The sequence below is a fragment of the Thermomonas sp. genome (genome assembly GCF_029945965.1).
Taxonomy (GTDB): Bacteria; Pseudomonadota; Gammaproteobacteria; order Xanthomonadales; family Xanthomonadaceae; genus Thermomonas.
In genome coordinates this window covers 1,049,146-1,072,349 of record NZ_JAQSDO010000015.1, presented here as the reverse complement: position 1 = coordinate 1,072,349, position 23,204 = coordinate 1,049,146, and the positions used below count along the sequence as shown (strand labels likewise).

Annotated in this window: 15 protein-coding genes and 2 tRNA genes; 14 read left to right on the top strand and 3 right to left on the bottom strand. The window is 61.8% G+C overall.

The features are described 5' to 3' along the window. Positions 1–168: 168 nt before the first annotated feature. From PSV05_RS11210 to PSV05_RS11165, 10 genes are all read left to right on the top strand, one after another. Positions 169–2,820 carry a TonB-dependent receptor gene (locus PSV05_RS11210; RefSeq protein WP_300065117.1) on the top strand — a complete coding sequence of 884 codons (2,652 nt, stop codon included), beginning with the start codon at positions 169–171 and terminating at the stop codon, positions 2,818–2,820. Between the two features lie 97 nt (positions 2,821–2,917). After that, positions 2,918–3,418, top strand: coding sequence for a CinA family protein (locus tag PSV05_RS11205; RefSeq protein ID WP_300065115.1), 501 nt, complete (start codon positions 2,918–2,920; stop codon positions 3,416–3,418). A 59-nt stretch (positions 3,419–3,477) separates the two neighbouring features. Continuing rightward, positions 3,478–4,113, top strand: a complete 636-nt coding sequence (lexA, locus tag PSV05_RS11200; RefSeq protein ID WP_300065113.1) for a transcriptional repressor LexA — start codon at positions 3,478–3,480, stop codon at positions 4,111–4,113. A 206-nt stretch (positions 4,114–4,319) separates the two neighbouring features. After that, the gene (gene recA / locus PSV05_RS11195; protein ID WP_300065111.1) at positions 4,320–5,411 is read left to right on the top strand and encodes a recombinase RecA; all 1,092 of its coding nucleotides are present in this window, start codon (positions 4,320–4,322) and stop codon (positions 5,409–5,411) included. After that, positions 5,411–5,923 carry a regulatory protein RecX gene (locus PSV05_RS11190; RefSeq protein WP_300065110.1) on the top strand — a complete coding sequence of 171 codons (513 nt, stop codon included), beginning with the start codon at positions 5,411–5,413 and terminating at the stop codon, positions 5,921–5,923. The genes recA and PSV05_RS11190 overlap by 1 nt, the downstream gene beginning before the upstream one ends. Before the next feature lie 114 nt (positions 5,924–6,037). After that, the gene (alaS, locus tag PSV05_RS11185; RefSeq protein WP_300065108.1) at positions 6,038–8,719 is read left to right on the top strand and encodes an alanine--tRNA ligase; all 2,682 of its coding nucleotides are present in this window, start codon (positions 6,038–6,040) and stop codon (positions 8,717–8,719) included. 101 nt (positions 8,720–8,820) lie between these two features. Beyond that, positions 8,821–9,018 (top strand): carbon storage regulator CsrA, encoded by a 198-nt coding sequence (gene csrA, locus PSV05_RS11180; RefSeq protein ID WP_300065106.1) that lies wholly within the window; start codon positions 8,821–8,823, stop codon positions 9,016–9,018. 55 nt (positions 9,019–9,073) lie between these two features. Next, a tRNA-Ser gene (locus tag PSV05_RS11175) sits at positions 9,074–9,166 on the top strand. Between the two features lie 89 nt (positions 9,167–9,255). Continuing rightward, positions 9,256–9,332, top strand: a tRNA-Arg gene (locus tag PSV05_RS11170). Between the two features lie 100 nt (positions 9,333–9,432). Next, positions 9,433–10,479 carry a LacI family DNA-binding transcriptional regulator gene (locus PSV05_RS11165; RefSeq protein ID WP_300065104.1) on the top strand — a complete coding sequence of 349 codons (1,047 nt, stop codon included), beginning with the start codon at positions 9,433–9,435 and terminating at the stop codon, positions 10,477–10,479. 64 nt (positions 10,480–10,543) lie between these two features. Here PSV05_RS11165 and PSV05_RS11160 read toward each other — a convergent pair whose 3' ends face one another. Further along, positions 10,544–12,217: an alpha-amylase family glycosyl hydrolase gene (locus PSV05_RS11160; RefSeq protein ID WP_300065488.1), complete on the bottom strand. Its 1,674-nt coding sequence runs from the start codon at positions 12,215–12,217 to the stop codon at positions 10,544–10,546. Positions 12,218–12,284: 67 nt separating this feature from the next. Further along, positions 12,285–13,787: an MFS transporter gene (locus PSV05_RS11155; RefSeq protein WP_300065102.1), complete on the bottom strand. Its 1,503-nt coding sequence runs from the start codon at positions 13,785–13,787 to the stop codon at positions 12,285–12,287. Positions 13,788–13,995: 208 nt separating this feature from the next. Here PSV05_RS11155 and PSV05_RS11150 point away from each other — a divergent pair, with 208 nt between their 5' ends. From PSV05_RS11150 to PSV05_RS11135, 4 genes are all read left to right on the top strand, one after another. After that, positions 13,996–15,606: an alpha-glucosidase gene (locus PSV05_RS11150; protein WP_300065100.1), complete on the top strand. Its 1,611-nt coding sequence runs from the start codon at positions 13,996–13,998 to the stop codon at positions 15,604–15,606. Between the two features lie 49 nt (positions 15,607–15,655). Beyond that, entirely contained in the window at positions 15,656–17,689 is a 2,034-nt protein-coding gene (locus tag PSV05_RS11145; protein WP_300065098.1) for a glycoside hydrolase family 97 protein, read from the top strand. A gap of 432 nt (positions 17,690–18,121) precedes the next feature. Further along, positions 18,122–20,899 (top strand): TonB-dependent receptor, encoded by a 2,778-nt coding sequence (locus tag PSV05_RS11140; protein ID WP_300065096.1) that lies wholly within the window; start codon positions 18,122–18,124, stop codon positions 20,897–20,899. Between the two features lie 107 nt (positions 20,900–21,006). Further along, entirely contained in the window at positions 21,007–22,425 is a 1,419-nt protein-coding gene (locus PSV05_RS11135; protein ID WP_300065094.1) for an SLC5 family protein, read from the top strand. A 102-nt stretch (positions 22,426–22,527) separates the two neighbouring features. On the opposite strand, the gene eda is transcribed toward PSV05_RS11135, so the two are convergent. Further along, positions 22,528–23,175, bottom strand: a complete 648-nt coding sequence (eda, locus tag PSV05_RS11130; RefSeq protein ID WP_300065092.1) for a bifunctional 4-hydroxy-2-oxoglutarate aldolase/2-dehydro-3-deoxy-phosphogluconate aldolase — start codon at positions 23,173–23,175, stop codon at positions 22,528–22,530. Positions 23,176–23,204 lie beyond the last annotated feature (29 nt).

The window sequence follows — 23,204 nt, the reverse complement described above, 5'->3', positions numbered from 1 at the left end:
CACCGGTTGCATACGCAACCGTGCGGTTGTGTGTTAGCTTTTAGTGAACGCGGTCAAACAAACCGCGCTCGCGATGCCAACCCCCACGTGGCACGCGCCTAGGCTAACGATGGTCCCGCACATGCGGTGGCCTTGATTTTTTTTGGTGTTCATTTCGAGGGGGAAATCATGCAACGCAAGCAACTGCAACCCAAGCCGCTCGCTGTCGCACTTGTTACCGCAATGATGTCGATGGTGGCCATGCCCGCTCTTGCACAAGACGGAAGCAAACAGGACAAGCAGCGGCAAGAAGCCAAGACCCTCGACACGATGGTGGTCACTGCGCAGAAACGCGAAGAGGCCATGCAGGACGTGCCGATCATGGTCACCTCACTGTCTGACCAGGCCTTGCAGGACGCCGGCGTGCGTGACATCAAGGACCTGCAGATGCTGGTGCCCGGTCTGACCGTGACCAGTACCCAGAGCGAGGCGATCACCACCGCGCGTATCCGCGGAATCGGCACGGTGGGCGACAACGTCGGCCTGGAGTCCTCGGTTGGCGTGGTGATCGACGGCGTGTATCGGGCCCGCAACAGCGTCGGCTTCGGCGACCTTGGTGAATTAGAGCGGATCGAAGTCCTGAAGGGACCGCAGGGAACAGTGTTCGGCAAGAACACCTCAGCCGGCGTCATCAATGTCATTACCCGCCGCCCGAACTTCGTACGTAGTGCGGATTTTGAAATCACCGGCGGCAACTACGGCGCGCTGGGGTTGTCCGCGTCGTTCAACACCCCGGTCGGCGAACATGCCGCCTTCCGTATCTTCGCCACTCAGCGCGATCGCGATGGCTGGATGACGGTGCATACCGGCAGTGGCCCGCGTACCAACAAGAAGGACTACGACCAGGACTACAGCTCGGTGCGCGCGCAGTGGCGGATCGTGCCGAACGACGACCTCGACATCAATTTCATCGCCGACTACACTCGGCGCAACGAGAACTGCTGCACCGCGGTCACCTTGGTCCACGGTGCCACGTCGCCTCTGATTGATGCGCTTGCATCGGATACCGGCCTCGCGCCGGTGGCTGATCCGTTCGCACGGCAGGCCTGGAGCAACCGCGATACCACCCAGAAGATCCAGGACAAGGGCCTGAGCGGCGAGGTCAACTGGACTACGCCATGGTTCAGTAACGCGACCCTGACCTCGATCACCGCCGCGCGTGACTGGCAAGCGATCAATGGCCTGGATTTTGATTACTCCTCCGCCGACATCCTGTATCGCCAAGGGACCAAGGATGAGTCCTTCACCGGCTTCAAGCAGTTCAGTCAGGAGTTCCGCCTGACCGGCTCTACTGAAAAGGTCGACTGGATGGTCGGGCTGTTCTATGCCAATGAAGATCTGAACCGCAACGACTCTTACCGCTTCGGTACCGGGTACGAGGCTTACCTGTCCACCCTGGTCGGGCAGAAAGTGCTGGCCGGCGTGCAAGCCAAACTTCCGGCAGGATGGGTCAATCAAGCGAATCCCGCGACGTTCCTGTCACAGGTGAGTGGCAAGCCCTATGGCACCAACTACAGCGGCTTGGGCGCACTTGATCGTTACAAGCAGAATTCCAAGAGCCTTGCCCTGTTCACCAACAACACCTGGCACGCCAGCGAGGCACTGGACCTGACCCTGGGCCTGCGCTACACGCAGGAAGACAAGACACTTAGCGCGCTTTACAGCAATCCCAACGGCAGCATCGGCTGCGGCAACACGTTGGCCAATCCGGGTGCCAGGGTCGGCGCGGCACTTGCGGCGCGCATTCCCAATTTTGGACTGCTGACCCCGGCAACCCAGGCGGCGCTGATTGGTGCAGTCACGCCGGACATCGTGGGCTTCATGTGCCTGCCATGGGCCAATGCATTGCACAACGGTCGCAGCACCAACCAGAAGCGCAATGAATCGGAATGGTCCGGTACCGTGAAAGCAGCCTACCGCTGGAACCCGAGCGTGATGACCTACGCCTCAGCCGCGCGCGGCTACAAGGCCGGCGGCTTCAACCTGGATCGCGTGCAGTCCGCCAATGGCCTGTCGAGTGCCGGTGCCGGTATCGCCCCGGTCAATGACACGTCATTCCCCGGTGAATTCGTCGACAGCTACGAGCTCGGCACCAAAACCACCTGGGCCGGCGGCAACCTGCTGCTCAATGCGACCCTGTTCCACCAGACCTTCAGCGATTTCCAGCTCAACAGCTTCCTGGGCACCAGCTTCGTGGTGCGTTCGATCCCCAAGGCGGTATCAAAGGGCATCGACACCGAGATCCTGTGGCAGCCGGCATCGGTCAAAGGCCTGATGTTGCAGGGCGGCATGACTTACGCGGACACGACCTACGGCGATGCGCGCCCGACTGCGGAATTCCAGACCACACCGGTGCTGGGTCCGTTGTACAAGCTGCCCGGCAGCCAGGCCAGCTTTGCACCCAAGTGGTCGACAACAGGTGCGGTGACCTATGAGTGGGATTTCGCCAACAGCCTGATGGGCCGCTTCAACATCGGTGCCAAGTACATGTCGGAGTTCAACACCGGCTCCGACCTCGACGTCGAGAAGCAGCAGGGTGCCTACACCGTGGTCAATGCGCGCATCGGCTTCGGTTCGCGCGACCGCAAATGGATGCTGGAGCTGTGGGGCCTGAACGTGTTCGACAAAAACTATATCCAGGTTGGATTCGACGGGCCGCTGCAAGCAGTGGGTTCGCCCTTGCCCAATGCGCAACACGCGGCTTCGGATCCATTGAACACGTACAACGCCTTCCTGGGCGCGCCCGCGACCTATGGCTTGACCTTGCGCATGCGATTCTGATCTGAATCGACGTACTACAACCGGCCCGCATCGCGGGCCGGTTTCGTTTTCGGGCCGCATGCGTTACAACGCCTGCAGAATCCCATCCGGACGGCCAATGATCACGCCCACTGATGTTGAGCTCGATGCCCTGGCCAATGCCACCGGCACCCTCCTGCAAGCCGCGCGGCAAATGCTGGTGACCGCGGAGAGTTGCACTGGCGGTTGGATTGCCAAGGCAGTCACTGATGTCGCGGGTTCCTCGACATGGTTTGATTGTGGACTTGTGGCTTACAGCTACGAGGCCAAGCAGGCCTTGTTGGGTGTGCAGCCGCAGACACTGGAAACCCATGGCGCAGTCAGCCGCGAAACCGTGGTGGAAATGGTTTCCGGCGCGCTGGTGCATTCCGGCGCAACGATCGCGGTCGCAGTAACGGGGATCGCTGGCCCGGGTGGTGGTACCGAGGACAAGCCGGTCGGTACGGTCTGGATCGGCTGGAAGCGTCGCGGCGGCTACCCGCGCGCAGAACTATTCCTGTTTGAAGGCGATCGCGATGCGGTGCGCCGGCAGACCGTGGCGGCGGCCTTGCGTGGGCTGGAGCACAAGTTGGGCGATTAGGGCAGCGCCATCAATATGAACGTTGACAGGTCAAAGTGTTAGTAGTAATACTACTAACCATGAGCCTGACCGATACCCAACGCGCCATCCACGCCTTCATCGCCGACCGCATCGAAGCGGAAGGTGTCCCTCCATCGCAATCGGAAATCGCCCGTGCCTTCGGCTTCAGCGGGGTGCGCGCGGCGCAATACCACCTGGAGGCACTGGAAGCTGCTGGTGTGGTCGAGCGCACGCCCGGCCGCGCGCGCGGCCTGCGCCTGCTGCAGTTCCCGGACACGCCCCGGCAGCTGCCGCTGCCTGCCGATGACGATGCACTGCGCCTGCCGGTGTTGGGGCAGGTTGCGGCCGGCGTCCCGATCGGTGCCGATATCGGTTCCGAGCAGGTCGTGCTGATGGACCGCACCTTCTTTTCACCGGCGCCGGATTACCTGCTCCGGGTCAAGGGCGATTCGATGCGCGACGAGGGCATCTTCGACGGCGACCTGATCGGTGTGCATCGCACCTCCGATGCACGAAATGGACAAATAGTCATCGCGCGGATCGACGACGAGATCACGGTCAAGCTGCTCAAGATCGGGCAGGGGCGCATCCGGTTGCTGCCGCGCAACCCGGACTACAGCCCGATCGAGGTACAGCCTGGCCAGGACTTTGCGATCGAAGGTCTGTACTGCGGCCTGGTGCGGCCCAACCCATGACCGGACTTCCTGCATGTCGATTGCCTGCTTCATCCCAGTTGCGCGCGGGGGATTTCCTGATGCCGCCTGGTGATCGCAACTGCCATCGTCCATGCAAGGCGCGCAGCGTCGCAGTCCATGCGACCCAGCCCGCCTAACCTGCGTCCAGACCAGACGACTTACCCAAGTAATTCACCCAAAAATATTCCACCTTGAGGACCAACACCATGGATGAGAACAAGAAGCGCGCGCTTGCGGCGGCCCTGGGCCAGATCGAGAAGCAGTTCGGCAAGGGCTCGGTGATGCGCATGGGCGATCACGCGGTCGAGGCGGTGGAAACCATTGGTACCGGTTCGCTGATGCTGGACATCGCGCTGGGCATTGGCGGGCTGCCGAAGGGGCGGGTCGTCGAGATCTACGGGCCGGAGTCCTCCGGCAAGACCACGCTAACCCTGCAGACCATTGCCGAGTGCCAGAAAGCCGGCGGCACCTGCGCGTTCATCGATGCCGAGCATGCGCTGGATCCAACCTACGCGCAGAAACTCGGCGTCAACCTGGATGAGCTCTATCTGTCGCAGCCGGACACCGGCGAGCAGGCGCTGGAAATCGCCGACATGCTGGTACGCTCCAACGCGGTGGACATGGTGGTCATCGACTCGGTGGCCGCGCTCACCCCGCGGGCTGAAATCGAAGGCGAGATGGGCGACCAGCTGCCAGGCTTGCAGGCCCGCCTCATGAGCCAGGCCCTGCGCAAGCTGACGGGCAACATCAAGCGCAGTAACACCATGGTGTTCTTCGTCAACCAGTTGCGCCACAAGATTGGCGCGATGATGCCCGGCCAGAGCCCGGAAGTGACCACCGGCGGCAACGCACTGAAGTTCTATGCCTCGGTGCGGCTGGATATCCGCCGCATCGGCAGCATCAAGAAAGGCGACGAGATCATCGGCAACCAGACCCGGATCAAGGTGGTCAAGAACAAGCTGGCGCCGCCGTTCAAGCAGGTCATCACCGAGATCCTGTATGGCGAGGGCATCAGCCGCGAAGGCGAGCTGATCGAGATGGGCGTGGACGCCAAGCTGGTAGAAAAGGCCGGCGCCTGGTACAGCTACGACGGCGAACGTATCGGCCAGGGCAAGGAAAACGCGCGGACCTACCTCAAGGAGAACCCGGCCCAGGCCCAGAAGCTTGAAGCCGCCCTGCGTGCGCAGCTCGTGCCGGCAGAAGCGCCGCGCGAGGAGGTCGAAACCGAGTCCGAGGCGGAGTCCGAGGCCGTGGGCAACGCCACAAGCAAGAGCGCTGGCAAGACCAAGGGCGACTGATGCAACCGGACAAAGGCGATGCTGCGGTGTCCTCGTCAGCGCCGTCGCGTCGCCGCCGTCCGGAGCTGTCGCCGACCCAACGCGCGCTGGGTCTGTTGACCCGGCGCGAGCATTCCAAACAGGAACTCGCGCGCAAGCTCACCAGCCGCGGTGTCGAGCCCAATGATGCACGGGCGGTGATCGACAAGCTTGCCAACGCAGGTTGGCAAAACGATGCACGATTTGCCGAGTTGCTGGTGCGTAGTCGTGCCAATACCGGCTACGGACCGGTGCGGATGCGCGCCGAGCTGGCCACCCACGCGCTGTCGGCGGAGATTATCTCCTCTGCACTGGAAGCATTTGAAGGTGATTGGTCGGACAACGCCAGGGATCTGTTGCGGCGCAGGCATCCTGCTGCCCTGAGCGGGAATCGGGCTGCCCAGCGCAAGGCGGCGGAGTTCCTGCTGCGCCGTGGTTTCGGGATGGATCAGGTCAGGGCCGCATTGCAGGCGTGCCCCTATGAGAGAGCCTGACGAATGAGACCAAGCGGGCTGTAAACTGGGAGGATTGGGTTGCCAACTCGGTTTCGCGTCCGCATGGTGATGGGAACGCGGCGCAGTTGTGCGCTCGCCTGAACCAGATACCGCATGAATATCACCCCCAAAAAAACGACGTCCGACATACGCCGGGATTTCCTCGAGTTCTTTGCTTCCAAGGGCCACACCATCGTGCCGTCGGCGCCACTGGTGCCGGGCAACGATCCCACCCTGATGTTCACCAATTCCGGGATGGTCCAGTTCAAGGACGTGTTCCTGGGTGCGGAGAAGCGCAGCTATGTGCGTGCCGCTGACGTGCAGCGTTGTCTGCGCGCTGGCGGCAAGCATAACGACCTCGATCAGGTCGGCTACACCGCTCGCCACCACACGTTCTTCGAAATGCTCGGCAACTGGTCGTTCGGTGACTACTTCAAGAAGGATGCGATTGCCTGGGCCTGGGAACTGCTGACCCAGGTCTGGAAGCTGCCACCCGAGCGCCTGCTGGTCACGATCTACCAGGACGACGACGAAGCGTTCGAGATCTGGCATCGCGACATCGGCCTGCCGCCTGAGCGCATCATCCGCATCGGCGACAACAAGGGCGCGCCATACGCTTCCGACAATTTCTGGCAGATGGCTGACACCGGCCCGTGCGGTCCGTGCAGCGAGATCTTCTACGACCATGGTCCGGAACACGCAGGCGGTCCGCCGGGCTCGCCGGACGAGGACGGTGATCGCTATATCGAAATCTGGAACAACGTCTTCATGCAGTTCGACCGCCAACCCGACGGCACTCTCGTGCCTTTGCCGGCGCCCTGCGTGGATACCGGCATGGGTCTGGAACGGATCACCGCCGTGCTGCAGCACGTGCACAGCAACTATGAGATCGACCTGTTCGACACCCTGATCTGCAAGGCGTCCGAGCTGACTGCGACGCCAGATCTGCAGAACAAGTCGCTGCGGGTGATTGCCGACCATATCCGCGCCTGCGCATTCCTGATCGTTGATGGCGTGCTACCCAGCAACGAGGGCCGCGGCTATGTGCTGCGCCGGATCATCCGCCGTGCACTGCGCCATGGCTGGATGCTGGGCGTGCGCGAACCGTTCTTCCACAAATTGGTCGGAACGCTAGACGGCTTGATGGGCGATGCCTACCCGGTGTTGCGCGAAGGTCGGGCCACCGCCGAGCGCGCGTTGAAAGCCGAAGAAGAGCGCTTCGCCGAAACCCTGGATTCGGGCATGCGCATCTTCAATGACCTTGCCGACCGCAGCAGTGGAACGATCCCGGGCGTTGATGCCTTCCGTCTCTACGATACCTACGGGTTCCCGCTCGACCTCACCCAGGACATGGCGCGCGAGCGCGGGATGTCGGTGGACGTCGGTGGTTTCGATGCGGCGATGGCGCAACAGAAGGAGACCGCGCGCGCGGCCGGCAAGTTCGGCGGCGGCACACAGTTGCCGGCAGACCTGGTCGCAAAGCTGACGCCCACGAAATTCCTGGGTTACGCATCGCTCGATGCGGCTGACCTGAGCGTGCTCGCCTTGCTGAAGGATGGTCGTCCGGTGGATGCGATCGAGGCGGGCGACGATGCCATCGTGATCCTCGACGCGACGCCGTTCTATGCCGAGTCAGGTGGCCAGGTTGGCGATACCGGCGAACTTCGTGGCGCGCTGGAGGCTCAGGGCGTGGGCTTCGACGTTATCGATACCCTCAAGCTGGCCGGCCAGTTCTTCGGCCACGTTGGCAAGCTGACGTCTGGAACGCTGAAGCGAGGCGATCAACTGACCGGTGCAGTGGACGCCACGCGCCGCGCGGCCACCATACTCAACCACAGCGCCACCCACCTGATGCACGCTGCGCTGCGTGACGTGCTGGGCAACCATGTGCAGCAGAAGGGCTCGCTGGTTGCACCAGATCGGCTGCGCTTCGATTTCTCGCATTCCCAGCCGATGACGTCCGCCGAACTCGCCGAGATAGAGCGCCGGGTCAACGCCGAGGTGCGTGCGAACCATGCGGGTGAAGTGCATGAGATGGCGATGCAGGAAGCCCTGGATTTCGGTGCGCTGGCGCTATTTGGCGAGAAATATGGCGAGCACGTCCGCGTGCTGCGGTTCGGGCCGACCTCAACTGAACTGTGCGGCGGCACCCATGTCGGCCGTACTGGCGATATCGGCCTGTTCAAGATCATTTCCGAAGGCGGCGTGTCGGCAGGCGTGCGCCGGATCGAGGCGGTGACCGGGCAGGGTGCGCTGGATCACGTTGCCGAGGAGGAGCGTAGGCTTGGCGAAGCCGCGGCGCTGCTGGGTGCACAGACCGGCGAGGTTGGCGACAAGTTGCGCGCCATGCTGGACAAGCAAAAGAAGCTGGAGCGCGAACTGGAGGCCATGAAAGCCAAGGCAGCATCCGGCGCCACCAGCGACCTGGCTGGCCAGGCCCAGGACGTGGCTGGGATCAAGGTGCTGGCCACGCGCCTGGAAGGGTTCGACGCCAAGGCCCTGCGTGATGCCATGGATAGGCTCAAACAGCAGTTGGGCAATGCGGTCATCGTGCTGGCCGGCACCAACGCCGGCAAGGCGGCCCTGGTGGCCGGCGTTAGCGGCAATGCGCTTGGCAAGATCAAGGCGGGTGAACTTCTTGCCGATGTGGCTGGTCGCATCAATGGCAAGGGTGGTGGGCGCGCCGACATGGCGCAGGGCGGGGGCGACGATGGCCCCGAACTGGTCGCTGCATTGTCCGCCGTGACCGGTTGGGTGCACGAACACTTGACGGGAACGTGCCCCAGCCGCTTGTGAAAACTGAATGAAGGCCCGTATGATCGGGACGATTGGATGCATCCCGCATCCCTGTGCAGGACGCGCAGCGGAGCGGTCGTTAGCGACAGGGGAGTTGCAAGATGCTGATCCTTACTCGGCGAGTAGGTGAAACATTGATGATCGGTGATGCCATTACCGTCACGGTACTGGGTGTCAAAGGCAACCAGGTCCGGATCGGCATTACTGCGCCGAAGGACGTGTCCGTGCATCGCGAAGAGATCTACCAGCGCATCCAGAATGCGGACGAGTCAGAAAAAAAGGGTAGTAGTGCCGAATGAGGTTTGCCGGATCACGGCGTTGCCTGTATTCTGCGCGACTCGCGATTACGCCTTCGGAGACTTGCCCGAGAGGCTGAAGGGGCTCCCCTGCTAAGGGAGTATGGGGTCAAAAACTCCATCGAGGGTTCGAATCCCTCAGTCTCCGCCATCGAAGTGAAATCGCGAGATGTTGTTGCAAGATGTTGTTGGTGATTTGCGTTGACGGCAATTGTGCCGCCAACGCATAATTGCGCTCTTGCGCCCGTAGCTCAGTTGGATAGAGCACCAGGCTACGAACTTGGGGGTCGGGAGTTCGAATCTCTCCGGGCGCACCAATTGCAAAAAGGCCGATGGAACTCCATCGGCCTTTTTCTTTTTAGCCACTTCTGTTGTATTGGCTGAGAACGGGAACATCGGCATTGCTACACTCCGCCGATGCTTGTCCCCAGTCGCACCAAGAAAAAGACCAAGGCGACCTCGCTGGACATCGCCCATCGGGCCGGGGTCTCGCAGGCCACGGTGTCGCGGGTGCTGCGCGGCAGCCCGCTGGTCAACGCCGAAACCCGCAAGCGGGTCGAAGAGGCGGTGCGGGAACTCAACTACAAGGTCGACCGGCATGCCTCGAGCCTGCGCACCCAGCGTGCTGGCACGCTGGCGCTGTTGCTATTCGAGGATCCGACCCCGGACGATTCGCACATCAACCCGTTCTTCCTGTCGATGCTGGGTTCGATCACCCGCGCCTGCGCCAAGCACGGTCATGACTTGCTGGTCTCCTTCCAGCAGTTGTCGGACGACTGGCATGCCGATTACGAAGACAGCATGAAGGCCGATGGCCTGATTCTGCTCGGCTACGGCGACTACCTGGCCTACGAGAGCAAGCTGGCGCATCTAGTCGCTCAGGGCACGCATTTCGTCCGCTGGGGCGCGGTCCTGCAAGGCCAGCCCGGCATTTCGATCGGTTGCGACAACGCGCAAGGTGGAGCGTTGGTGGCCCGACACCTGGTCGAATGCGGGCGCAGGAAGATCGCATTCCTTGGCGATGCATCTACCCATTACCCCGAATTTTTCGCGCGCTATTGTGGTTGCGATGCCGTGCTGCGCGAGTCCGGGCTGCGCATCAATCCTGCGCTGCAGGTCAACGCCGCGAGCACCGAACAAGCCGGTTACGAGGCCGCGAAGATCCTGATCGGACGCGAGCTTGCCTTCGATGCGATCTTCGCCGCCAGCGACCTGATCGCGATCGGTGCCATGCATGCATTGAAGGAACATGGCCTGCGCGTGCCAGAAGACGTGGCGGTGGTTGGCTTCGACGGCACGCCGATGGCGCGTTTCTCCAACCCGCCGCTGACCACGGTGGTGCAGGACACCTCGATGGCCGGCGAGCTTCTGGTTGCATCCCTATTACAGCTGGTTCGCGACGAACCGGCCAAAAGCATTACCTTGGCGCCGACCTTGCAGATCCGCCAGTCCAGCCGCGCTTGAGGCTAAGTCGCGCGCTGCGTGCCTTGCATTGCCTCATCGCGCGCTTTGCGCGCCTTCCAGGGTCTTAACGCGTACGCCGCGCGCCGGCCATCGCGGTATCCAAGGCCCGGCGCAAACCCGGATCGGTGACCGGCGTGTCGAGCAGGAACACCTGCACGCCATGCGCGGGCACATCGGCTTCGAGCGCGCCGCCGGATCCGACCGTCATCTGTCGATCATCAAATGCAGAACGCCACTGCCCCGGTTGCAGCTTGTCACTGACGTTGAAGTGCTGGCTGGCATCGCCCTTGTTGAGCAGTACCAGTGCAACCTGGTGCACGCCGTCGTGCTGGTAGACGCGGTAGAACGCGGCGCGATCACCGTGCAGTTCGAGGTTGAGCTGCAAGCCGCGTTGCAGCGCGGGCGATGCCTGACGCACCCTGGCGATGCGGGCGAGTGCGGCGTGGATCGGATGTGACTTCGCGACCTGGATGCCTTCGGTGCCGAAGTAATTGCGATTGCCGGAATGCTCGGCGGCGCCGCGTTCGAATGCAATCTCCGAACCGTAATAGATCACCGGGATCCCGCGCGCAGTGAACAGCCAGTTGTGCGCATCGATGAAGCCGTTGTCGCTGGCATTCATGCGTGCCATGTCGTGGTTGTCGTAGAACGTCATCAGCTCATACGGGTTCGCATATGGCCCGCCGATGAGATGCAGCGGCTCGACGAGTGCCGCGTAGTCACTGCCGGGTGTTTCGAAGGTTGTGGCAATGGCTTTCTTCAGCGGGAAGTCGAGCACGCTGACGCCTGCATTCTGTGGCCAGGTATGTTCGGCGATCTTTTTGGCGTCGTAGTCGAAGGCTTCGCCGAACATGAAGAAGCCCGGATGTTTCGCACGGATGCGCTGTACGAAGGAATGCCAGTAGGCATGCGGCATCCACGGGATGGTGTCGATGCGGAACGCGGCTGCGCCCTGGTCTATCCATTGCGAATACGCGCCGACGAAATACTCCAGCACTGCCGGGTTGTTTTCGTTGATGTCGGACAATTGAGCCAGCCCGCCGCCGGTGTTGTACCAGGCGTGTAACGGGTTATGCGTGGGGTCTAGCTTGGCCGGCGGCAGATCCTGGTGATCAGCAAGCAGTGTCCAGTTCGCGTCGTAGATCTTGCCGAACTTGGGCTGGTCCTTCGGCATGGTGTAGGCCGGCGAGCCATGGTTGCAGACGATATCCAGAACGATATCCAACCCATGCCCGCGCATGGCGCTGGTGAAGCCGCGGAAGTCCAGTCCGGGCGAGGGCAGGTGCTCATCGAGCACGTAGAAATTGTCGCCCCAGTAGCCGTGGAAGCCGGTCTTGCCGCGGTCTGTGAAACTGCCGCCCCATTTCACCGGATCGCCGCCGGTGAAGGCTTCGTCCGGGTTGTCGACGATGGGCGTGACCCAGACCGCGCCAAAGCCCATGTCGCGGATGTAGTCGGCGTTGTCGACAATGCCCTTGAAGTCGCCACCCAGGTAGCCGACGTTGGCGTGCTTGCCCGCGGGTGCGCCGGGCACCGGCCGGTCGAAGGTGAAGAACGCCGGCCCCTTTGATTTTCCCTGGTCGCGCTGGTCGTTGGCTGGATCGCCATTGACGAAGCGATCGGTCAGCACGAAATACACCGCATCGCGCGCGAACGGCTCCAGCGTGCCGTAGTAGTCCGCCGTGGCGGCTATGTGGGGTGATGGCGTGCGGGCGTTGCTTGTACTGCAGCCGGCCATGGAGCCGAAGATGGCAATCGAGATGCCAAAGGTGAGCAGGCAAGGTGTGATGCGCATCGTCATCTCCTCAGTAGGCAACATCGGTGCCGGGTTCGCGTACGCGCAACACGCACAGACCGGCAATGATCAGGCTGATGCCACCAATCGCCAGCGCGTTGATCGGATGTCCGCCGAGAAAGGTTTTCAGCAGCAGGCCAAGCAGGCTGGCCGCGACCAGTTGCGGAATCACGATGAAGAAATTGAAGATGCCCATGTAGATGCCCATCTTCCCGGCGGGCACGCTGTCCGACAGCAGCGCATACGGCAGCGACAGGATCGAGGCCCAGGCAAAACCTACCCCGACCATCGACAACATCAGCATGTGCGGGTCGCGGATCCACAACATCGATAGCAGTCCCAGGCCGCCCAGCGTGGTGTTGAACAAGTGGCTCAAGCGCAATCCCCACTTGCGCACCATCACCGGGATCACGATCGCGGCCAGCGCTGCGAAGCCGTTGTAGCCGGCGAACAATACGCCGACCCAGTTCGCGCCTTCGTTGTAGGCGACCGATGCGGTGTCGGTGCTGTCGAAGTGGACTTCAGTGACCGCGGCGGTGGTGTAGATCCACATCGCGAACAGTGCGAACCACGAAAAAAATTGCACCACCGCGAGCTGGCGCATGGTGGTCGGCATCGCATGCATGTCATGCATGATCGTGGCGAACATGCCGTGTCCACGCGCGATGCCGCTTGCCAGAAGGGCCAGGCCATACGCGGCGATACCGCCGGCCAGGATGTAGAGCTGCTTGTCCAGTTCGAACTGCCGGATCGCGAACACCGCGAACAAGCCGACGAGCAGGCAGCCGATGCCGAGCGTGTTGCGGTTGACCGGCTGCAGCGGCGGCGTGCGAGCCGGTGTGTCCGGTTGGCAATCATCGAAGCTGGCCAGCTGTTGCGGCGAATATTCGCGCGTGCGCAGCACCGTCCAGCCGATCGCCGCCAGCAGCACAACGCCACCGGCGTAGAACGCGTAGCGCACCGTGTCCGGCACATGGCCGGGCTCCGCGGTATTCGCAACCCCGACTTTTTCCAGCAGGAATGGCAGCATGCTGGCGACCACCGAACCGACGCCGATGAAGAAACTTTGCATCGCATACCCGCTTGGTCGTTGCGCGGGCGAGAGCTGGTCACCGACGAAGGCGCGGAACGGTTCCATCGAAATATTGATCGACGCGTCCAGCACCCACAGCATGCCGGCGGCGATCCACAATACCGGCACGTTCGGGAATGCGAACAGGGCCAGCGAGGCAAGCACCGCGCCAACCAGGAAATACGGGCGGCGGCGGCCGAGCCCGGTCCATGTGCGATCCGACAGGTAGCCGATGATCGGCTGCACGATCAGCCCGGTCAGCGGCGCTGCGATCCACAACATCGGGATGTCGTCCATGCTCGCGCCGAGCGTCTGGAAGATTCGACTGACATTGGCGTTCTGCAGCGCGAATCCGAACTGGATACCGAGGAAGCCGAAGCACATGTTCCAGATCTGCCAGAACGACAGTTGCGGCTTTTGGGTCAGCGTGGTCGACGCCATTGTTGCCTCGCATGCAGGTGACGGTTCAGTGCCCGGAGTGTGCCGCAGTGACGCAGCCCACGCGTGATGCAGCGCGGCAATAAACGTGTCGTTTCGGCATATCACGCGGATGTAAACGTATTCACCGCACACGCACGGGGCAATCACGCCGCAAGTGACACCAGGCGCGGCATATTCGTGGCTGGTTGCAGGAATGCCCGGGGCGGGAATGACTTCGAAAAGATGGTGGCGCGGCGCTGTCGTGTACCAGATATATCCACGCAGTTTCCTCGACACCAATGCCGATGGTGTCGGCGACCTGCCGGGTATCGTCAACAGGCTGGGTTACGTCGCCAGCCTTGGCGTGGACGCGATCTGGATCTCGCCATTCTTCAAGTCGCCGATGGCGGACTTCGGTTACGACATCGCCGACTATCGCGATGTCGACCCGCTGTTCGGCAGCCTGGACGATTTCGATCAATTGCTGGCGAAGGCGCATGCGCTGGGCCTGAAGGTGATGATCGACCAGGTGGTCAGCCACTGCTCAGAAGCGCATTCATGGTTCCAGGAAAGCCGCGAGAACCGCGATAACCCGAAGGCCGACTGGTTCGTATGGGCCGATGCGAAAGCCGACGGCGCGCCACCCAACAACTGGCTATCGCTGTTCGGTGGCGTGGCCTGGAAGTGGGAACCGCGGCGCGGCCAGTACTACCTGCACAACTTCCTGTCGTCACAGCCGGACCTGAATTTCCATAACCCGGACGTGCAGGCCGCGCAGCTCGACAACGTGAAGTTCTGGCTGGATCGTGGCGTGGATGGCTTCCGCCTGGATGCGATCAACTTCTGCTTCCATGACGCGCAACTGCGCGACAATCCGCCCAAGCCGCCGGAACTACGCGTGGGCCGGGGCTTCAGCCCCGACAATCCATATGCCTTCCAGTACCACCATTACAACAACACGCAGCCAGAGAACCTGAAGTTCCTCGAAGACCTGCGAGCATTGCTGGATCGCTATCCCGACATCGGTGCACTCGGCGAAATCTCCTCCGAAGATTCATTGGCGACCACTGCCGAATACTGCAACGACCAGCGCCTGCACATGGGCTACAGTTTCGAATTGTTGACCGAGAATTGCAGTGGCGCCTACATCCGCTCGACCGTGGAAGCGCTGGAAGCGCGCATGACCGAAGGCTGGCCATGCTGGGCGATTTCCAACCACGATGTGCAACGCGCGGTGACGCGCTGGGGTGGCGCGCAGGCAAGTGACGCGCTGGCCGCGCAGCTCGTCGCATTGGTCTGTTCGCTGCGTGGCTCCGTCTGCCTGTACCAGGGCGAGGAACTCGGGCTGCCGGAAGCCGACGTGCCCTTTGAAGCGCTGCAGGATCCCTACGGCAAAGTGTTCTGGCCGAGCTTCAAGGGCCGCGACGGTTGCCGCACGCCGATGCCCTGGGATGGCTCCGACCACGCCGGCTTCAGCGATGCGACGCCATGGCTGCCGGTTCCGGAAGCGCACCATGAACGCAACGTGGCTTTGCAGGATGTTCGCGAAGACTCCGTCCTCAATGCGGTGCGCGCATTCCTGCACTGGCGCAAGACGCAGCCGGTGCTGGTGACCGGTTCGATTGCGTTCCTTGACGCGCCGGAGCCATTGCTGGCGTTCGTGCGTGAGCAGGATGGCCTGCGCCTGCTGGTCGCCTTCAATCTGTCGGCGGATCGCATCGCGTGGCAGCCACCCGCCATCACGGCGATGCTGGATGTACCAGGCGTCACACCGGCTGCAGTGGGCGATGGCGCCCTGGATTTTCCTCCGCACGCGGTCGCTTACGCCTCGCTCGCGTGAAAGGCCAAGGTGGGTTGGCGATGCTTGTGAACCATCAAGGGGACAGAGAATGATGCGACTGATGCTTGCGCTGCTGGCAGCACTGCCCTTGTTCGCGCATGCCGGGCAGCTGGCGCAGGTGGCCTCACCGGATGGCCGCAACGTCGTGCAACTCGACATCAATGGCGAAGGACGCCTGGCCTATCGCGTACTGCGCGACGGGAAACCCGTCATCGACGATTCGCGCCTGGGCATCCAGCTGCGCAACGGTCGCGAACTGCTGCGCAACCTCAAGCTCGACGCGCAGGCAAGCAGCAGCTTCGACGAGACCTGGGAACAGCCTTGGGGCGAGCGTCGCTTCATCCGCAACCACTACAACGAATTGCGCACGACATTGGTCGAGACCGACCGCGACCATCGTCGCTTCGACGTGGTGTTCCGCGTATATGACGATGGCCTCGGCTTTCGTTATGAAGTACCGCAGCAGACTGCTTTGCAGCGCGCCGAGATCGAGGACGAGTTCACCGAATTCGCGATCGTGCGGCCGGCGATTGCATGGTGGATCCCGGCTGGCGAATGGAACCGCTACGAGTACCTGTACAACCACACGCCGCTGGTGGAGGTGTCGCAGGCACATACGCCGATTACCATGCGTACCGCCGATGGCCTGCATCTGTCGATCCATGAAGCGGCCTTGGTCGATTACGCCGGCATGTGGCTGCGCCGCAGCGATGGCCAGCGCCTGCGTGCACACCTGTCACCTGGTGGTGTGCAGGGCGCGAGCGTGGTTGTCAGCACACCGTTCAAGACGCCGTGGCGAACGATCCAGATCAGCGAGAGTGCTGGCGGACTGGTGGAATCCAGCCTGATCCTCAACCTCAACGAACCCAACAAGCTGGGCGACGTGAGCTGGTTCAAGCCGGCGAAATACGTGGGCGTGTGGTGGTCGCTGCACCTGGACACCCAATCCTGGGCAACCGGAACCAAACATGGCGCGACCACTGAAAACACCAAACGCTACATCGACTTCGCCGCCGCCAATGGCTTTCGCGGCGTGCTGGTGGAAGGCTGGAACGTCGGCTGGGATGGCGACTGGTTCGCCAATGGCTGGGGCTTCGATTTCCGCAAGGCGACCCCGGACTTCGACATCGAAGCACTTTCGAAATATGCGGCATCGAAAGGCGTGCACCTGATTGGTCACCACGAAACCGGATGCGCGGTCAGTCATTACGAACGCCAGCTGGCCGAAGCGCTGGACCTGGATCAGCGCCTGGGCATCGACGTGGTCAAGAGCGGCTACGTCTGTGACGCTGGCCAGATCGAACGGCAAGACAGTCCGGATGGTCCGGTGACCCGCGAATGGCACGACGGTCAATGGATGAGCAACCATCACCTGCATGTCGTGCAGGAAGCCGCCAAGCGCCACATCGCGATCAATCCACATGAGCCGATCAAGGACACCGGGCTGCGCCGGACGTACCCGAACTGGGTCTCACGCGAAGGTGCGCGTGGGATGGAATACAACGCCTGGGGCGATCCGCCCAACCCGCCGGAACATGAGATCAACCTGGTATTCACCCGCATGCTTGCGGGCCCGATGGATTACACGCCCGGCGTGCTTAGTCTCACCGGTCGAGGCGGCAAGGAAATCCAGAGCACGCTTGCGCGCCAGCTGGCGCTCTACGTGACCTTGTACAGCCCGATCCAGATGGCAGCAGACCTGCCCGAGCATTACGCCCAGCACCTGGATGCGTTCCAGTTCATCAAGGACGTACCGACCGACTGGTTCGACACCCGCGTGCTCAATGGCGAAGTGGGCGAGTTCGTCACCATCGCGCGCAAGGATCGCAACAGCGCGCAATGGTTCCTTGGCGCGATGAGCGACCGCAACCCGCGCACGCTCAAGGTGCCGCTGGATTTCCTGGATGCCGGCACGCGTTATCGCGCCGAGATCTACCGTGACGGCGAAGGTGCCGACTGGCATGGCGATGCGCGCTTCCGGTTCAAGCGCGAAACACGCGAGGTCACCCGCAAGGATGTGCTCGATCTTTGGCTGGCCGGGGGAGGTGGGCAGGCGATCCGGTTCGTGCCATTGGAGCACTGAGTTGTGTCAGTGGTTCGCGCAGCGTCAGTAACTGTTCTGCTTGTGCCGCATCACATGTGCGTGCTGTTGTTGTTGAGTAATGCTGATCATATGTAGAGACACCTTCAGCGCCGTGGCGCGTGCTGCGATGCTTGATTCGATGTGGGACATCCGAGAGACATTGTGCGCCGCCGCATTTCAATGCGGATGTGCGGTCTCGGCCTGACCACGCCTGTTTCCTGCACCTGGCGACATTCATGAGAGTGAGTGTTGGCGGGGTTTTTGGAGTGTCATTAACGAAATTGTCATGAATACGTATGCAGGCATCCCATGCGGCGAGAGTCCGCGACTACCATCGTCTGCGTTCGCATGATGGCTGCACACGGTGCATGCACTTGCGATGGAGCGGAAGGCAATCACCTTCCGACCACCTAACCATTCCTGGAGGGGAAAATGGTGCATTTGAAGCGGAACCTGTTGAGCGTGGCGCTGGCCTCGGCGACGATGATGTTGATGGCCCAGGCGCATGCGCAGACCGCGCCAACCACCGACAAGGCCGAGCAGGCTGCGGCTGCGAAGAAGAAGGCGGAAGCTGTCAAGAACCTGGACAAGGTGGTGGTGACAGGTATCCGCGGCGGCATCGAGCGCGCCATCGATACCAAGAAGAACGCGACCTCGATCGTCGAGGCGGTATCTGCCGAAGACATCGGCAAATTGCCCGATATCAGCATCGCCGAATCCATTGCGCGCCTGCCGGGACTGGCTGCACAACGCGTTGCCGGTCGCGCCCAGGTGATCAGCGTGCGTGGTCTGTCGCCCGACTTCGCGACAACCTTGCTCAACGGCCGCGAACTGGTCAGCACCGGCGACAACCGCAGCGTCGAGTTCGATCAGTACCCGTCCGAGTTGATGGCTGGCGTCACTGTCTACAAGACCCCGGATGCCGCACTTATCGGGCAGGGCCTGTCGGGCACGCTGGACATGCGCACCGTGCGTCCGCTGGATTACGACAAGCCGGTGGTCGCACTCAGTGGCCGCCTATCGCGCAATTCGCTGGGATCGGCGGCGAATGCCGATGCCAATGGCAACCGCTTCAACCTGAGCTATATCGGCCAGTCTGCAGACCGCAAGGTCGGCTACTCGATCGGCTACTCGCATTCGGATACGCCGATCCAGGAAAACCAGGTCGGCCTGTACGAACCATGGCAGCAGATCGGCAATGGCTGGCGCCCGGGCGTAGCGGCCGGGACGTTCTACTCGGACGGCATCAAGGCCCTTCGCCGCACTGGCTACACCAAGCGCGATGGCATCATGGGTTCGCTGGAGTTCCGTCCGTCAGATGCCTGGATCAGCACGATTGATGCCTTCCATTCAGAAGACAAACAGGAATCGACCGCCAACCAGTTCGAGGTCAACCTCGGCGACTACAACGGTGGTTACGGCCGGATCAACGTCACCAATACGCAGGTCAACAGCAACAACACCTTTACTGGTGGCACAGCAGCGAACCTGTATCCGCTGGTGCGCGGCATGTACAACAAGCGCAAGGACACGATCAACTCACTCGCCTGGAAGAATGAATACTTCGTGGGCCGTGCAAAGCTCGTGGCCGATGTCAGCTGGTCCAAGGCGGATCGCAACGAGCTGAGCCTTGAGAACAATACCCAGCTGACTCCAGCACCGCAGTTGGATACGCTAAACCTGATGTACTCCAGCGGTGGGTTCTCGCAACTCAATCCGGGTCGTGATTATTCCGATGCAAGCAAGCTGCTCCTGCGCGGGACGATTTACGGATCCGGCTATGGCAAGACCCCGCGGGTCGCGGATGAAATGACCAGTGTCCGGCTGGGTGCCACTTTCCCGGCACCTGAAGGCATGGCTTGGCTGTCCGACATCGACGTTGGCCTTAACTATGCCGACCGCAGCAAGGCCAAGCGCCAGCCGGAAGGAAATATCAATGTCGGTGCGCAGGGCGACACCGCCATTGGTTCTGAATTCCAGTACGGGCTGGTCGACCTTGGCTTCGCCGGCGTCGGGATGATTCCGTCGTGGAATGTGCCTGGCGCGGTGGCCAAGTACATGACCTTCAATCCGGTCGAGAACCTGAACTACCTGATTCCGAAGGCCTGGACGGTCGATGAGAAGATCACCACCGGTTACCTGCGCGCCAACATCGATACCGATTGGGGCTCGGTGCCAGTGCGCGGCAATATCGGCTTCCAGATCCAGAGTGTTGACCAGTCCTCGGCGTCCAACTACTGGGATGGTTCGCGGCCAGCCGGCCAGGAAGTCCAGCCGATCAACCTTGGCAAGAAGTACACGGACGTGCTGCCCAGCCTGAACCTGGCGTTCTCGCTCAGTAATGACCAGACACTGCGCTTCGCGCTGGCCAAGCAGGTTGCACGGCCGCGCGTGGATCAGTTGCGTTCCTCGCTTGAATTTGGTGTCGACACCAGCAAGCCGATCCCGGTGCCGGGTGCGGGTGGCGGCAACCCGATGCTTGATCCGTGGAAGGCCAATGCACTGGATATTTCCTACGAGAAGTATTTCGGTACCAAGGCGTATGTCGCCGCAGCGGTGTTCTACAAGGACCTGACCAGTTATATCTATACCCAGACCCGCGATGGTTACGACTTCACCAATCTGCTGCAGGGCTATGTGCTGCCGCCGGGTATCACCACCCCACCGCAGACCACCGGCAACTACACCGCGCCATACAACGGCCAAGGTGGCAAGTTGCAGGGCCTGGAGCTGACTGCATCGCTTCCGTTCAACCTGTGGTGGCAGGCGCTGGATGGATTCGGTATCGTCGCCAGCGCCAGCTTCACCGACAGCAACATCAAGATCCGTGATCCGGAAAGCGCGTCCAGCGTGGGCGGCGGTGATATCTCGTTGCCGGGCCTGTCCAAGAGCGTCTACAACTTCACCGCCTACTACGAGCGCAATGGCTTCGAAGCGCGCATCAACAACCGCCGGCGTTCTGATTTCATCGGCGAGATCGGCAACTTCGATGGTGCCCGCACCCTGCGTTACGTAGTGGGTGAGAACCAGACCGATGCGCAAATCGGTTACAGCTTCGGAGAGGGCAGCTGGAAAGGTTTGGGCTTGCAGTTGCAGGTCAGCAACCTGACCGATTCCTCCTACCGTACGTATGCGGGTACCAAGGATCGCCCGCTGGAGAATATCAAGTGGGGCCGCACGGTCCTGCTGGGCGTGAGCTACAAGTTTTGACTGTTGTGAATTAGTCGTAGCGAACGATGCATTGATGTGACCCCTGCCCCTGCCTGTCCTCCCAGGCAGGGGCTTTTTTTGTCCTTAGCTATGCGTGGAGTAGGTGGATGCAAACCAATATGCTGCAACTGGCGGTATTCCTGGGCTTGACCCTGCTGGTCGCGCTGGCGACCTGGTGGCGCTATCGCCGCGAAGGCAAGAGTGGCGATAGCGCGCAGGACTTCTTCCTCGCTGGCAAGCACCTGAGTTGGCCCTTCATCGCCGGTTCGCTGCTGCTGACCAATATCAGCGCCGAACAAATCGTCGGCATGAATGGCGCGCAGAATCTGTTGCAGGTGTGGTGGGAATTCGGCGCGGCAGTCGGCCTGCTGGTGTTGGCAAAAGTGCTGGTGCCGATGTATTACAAATACAACTGCACCACCACCACCGAGTTGCTTGAAAAGCGGATGCCGGGTGGCGCCGGACTGCGACGCACGGTGTCGGTGCTGTTCCTGCTGGGCTACATGTTCATCCTGTTGCCGATGGTGCTGTACACCGGCGCGCGCTTCATGCAGTCGCTGTTCCAGCCAGACCTTTCGATCCTCACTATCTCAGTGATGTTCGCACTCGCAGGGCTGGCCTATGCCGCGCTTGGCGGGCTGCGTGCGATCGCGATTTCCGACACCTACATGGGCGTCGTGTTGCTGGTGATGGGAGGCCTCGTCACGTGGTTCGCGCTTGAGCGAATTGGCTGGGATTTCTCGGGCATTCCTGCCGAGCGCCTGACGTTATGGGGTGGGCCGGACTCGGATATCCCGTGGCCGACATTGTTGACCGGCATGGTCTTCGCGCATATTTTCTACTGGGGCACCAACATGCTGATCGCGCAGCGCGCGATGGCGGCGAAGAGTGTGCGCGAGGCGCAGAAGGGCATCTACGCGGCAGCAGCGCTGAAGTTCCTGACACCGTTCATCGTGATCCTGCCCGGAATCATCGCGTTCAAATTGTATGGTGATATCAACGACGACGCCTATGGCCGCCTGGTCGGCGATGTGCTGCCGCCATGGCTGTCGGGTGCGTTTGCAGCGGCGATGACAGGTGCGGTGTTGTCCAGCTACAACGCCGGCCTCAACTCGGCGGCGGCGCTGTACACGGTCGACCTGCACCTGCCGCTGGTGAATCCGAAGGCGGACGGCAAGCGCATCGGCCAGACCGTGCAGGTGGTCTTCATGCTGGTGTCGCTGGCGCTGGTGCCGCTGTACCAGAATGCCAAGAGCATTATTGGTACCTTGCAACAGTTGAACGGCTTGTATTCGATGCCGGTGCTGGCCGCGTTCATCGTGGCGATCTTCGTCCGCGGTGCGAACGTCCGTGCATTGCGCATCGCGCTGCTGTTCGGTGTCGCGCTATACGCAGTATTTACCTTTGCATGGACGCCGCTGCACTACTTGCACCTGATGTTCATCACCTTGGTGTCGACCATTGCGGTTGCGGTGGTATTGAGCAGGATGATGGGTGGCAAAATCGGCCTCAGGACAAGCAACTGAGCCCGTTCTATTCGTAGAGCGGGGCTTGCCCCGCTGCTCTTGGGTGTGGGGCAAGCCCCACACCTACGGTTTACGGCGTGGCGCGGAGCACTAAAGCGGGATTTAGCGCGTCAGCGCCGATGCCTCGCGGGCGAGGTCGCCGATTCGTGTCCAGTCGCGTGCGGCCAGCGCAGCGGCGGGGACCATCCACGAACCACCGACACAGGCGACGTTCGACAGTGCCAGGTAGGCCGGCGCCTTGGCAACATCGATACCGCCAGTCGGGCAGAACCGCACGTTCGCGAACGGACTCCCCAGACCACGCAGGGCGGCGATGCCGCCGCTGGATTCGGCCGGGAAGAACTTGAAGCGCTGCCATCCGTGTTCCAAGCCACGCATCAGTTCACTGGCAGTCGCAATACCGGGAATCAATGGCACCGGGTTGGCCGCGGCTTCGCGGTAGAGCGTGTCGGTGGCACCCGGCGAGATCGCGAAACGCGCGCCTGCTGCGGCCACGGCATCCAGGTCCTTGCCGGACAGAACCGTGCCTGCGCCGACACAGGCGCCCGGCAATTCGCGAGTGATCAATGCAATCGCTTCCAGCGCACAAGACGTGCGCAAGGTGATCTCGAGCACCGGTAGGCCATTGCTGGCGAGTGCGCGTGCCAGCGGCAGCGCATCGTCGAGGTTGATGATCGTCAGTACCGGAATCACCGGCGCCAGTGCGAAAACTGCATCGACGCGTACGTTGCGGGTTTGGGTGTCGCTCATGACGGAACTCATGGGTGTTGACTCACAGG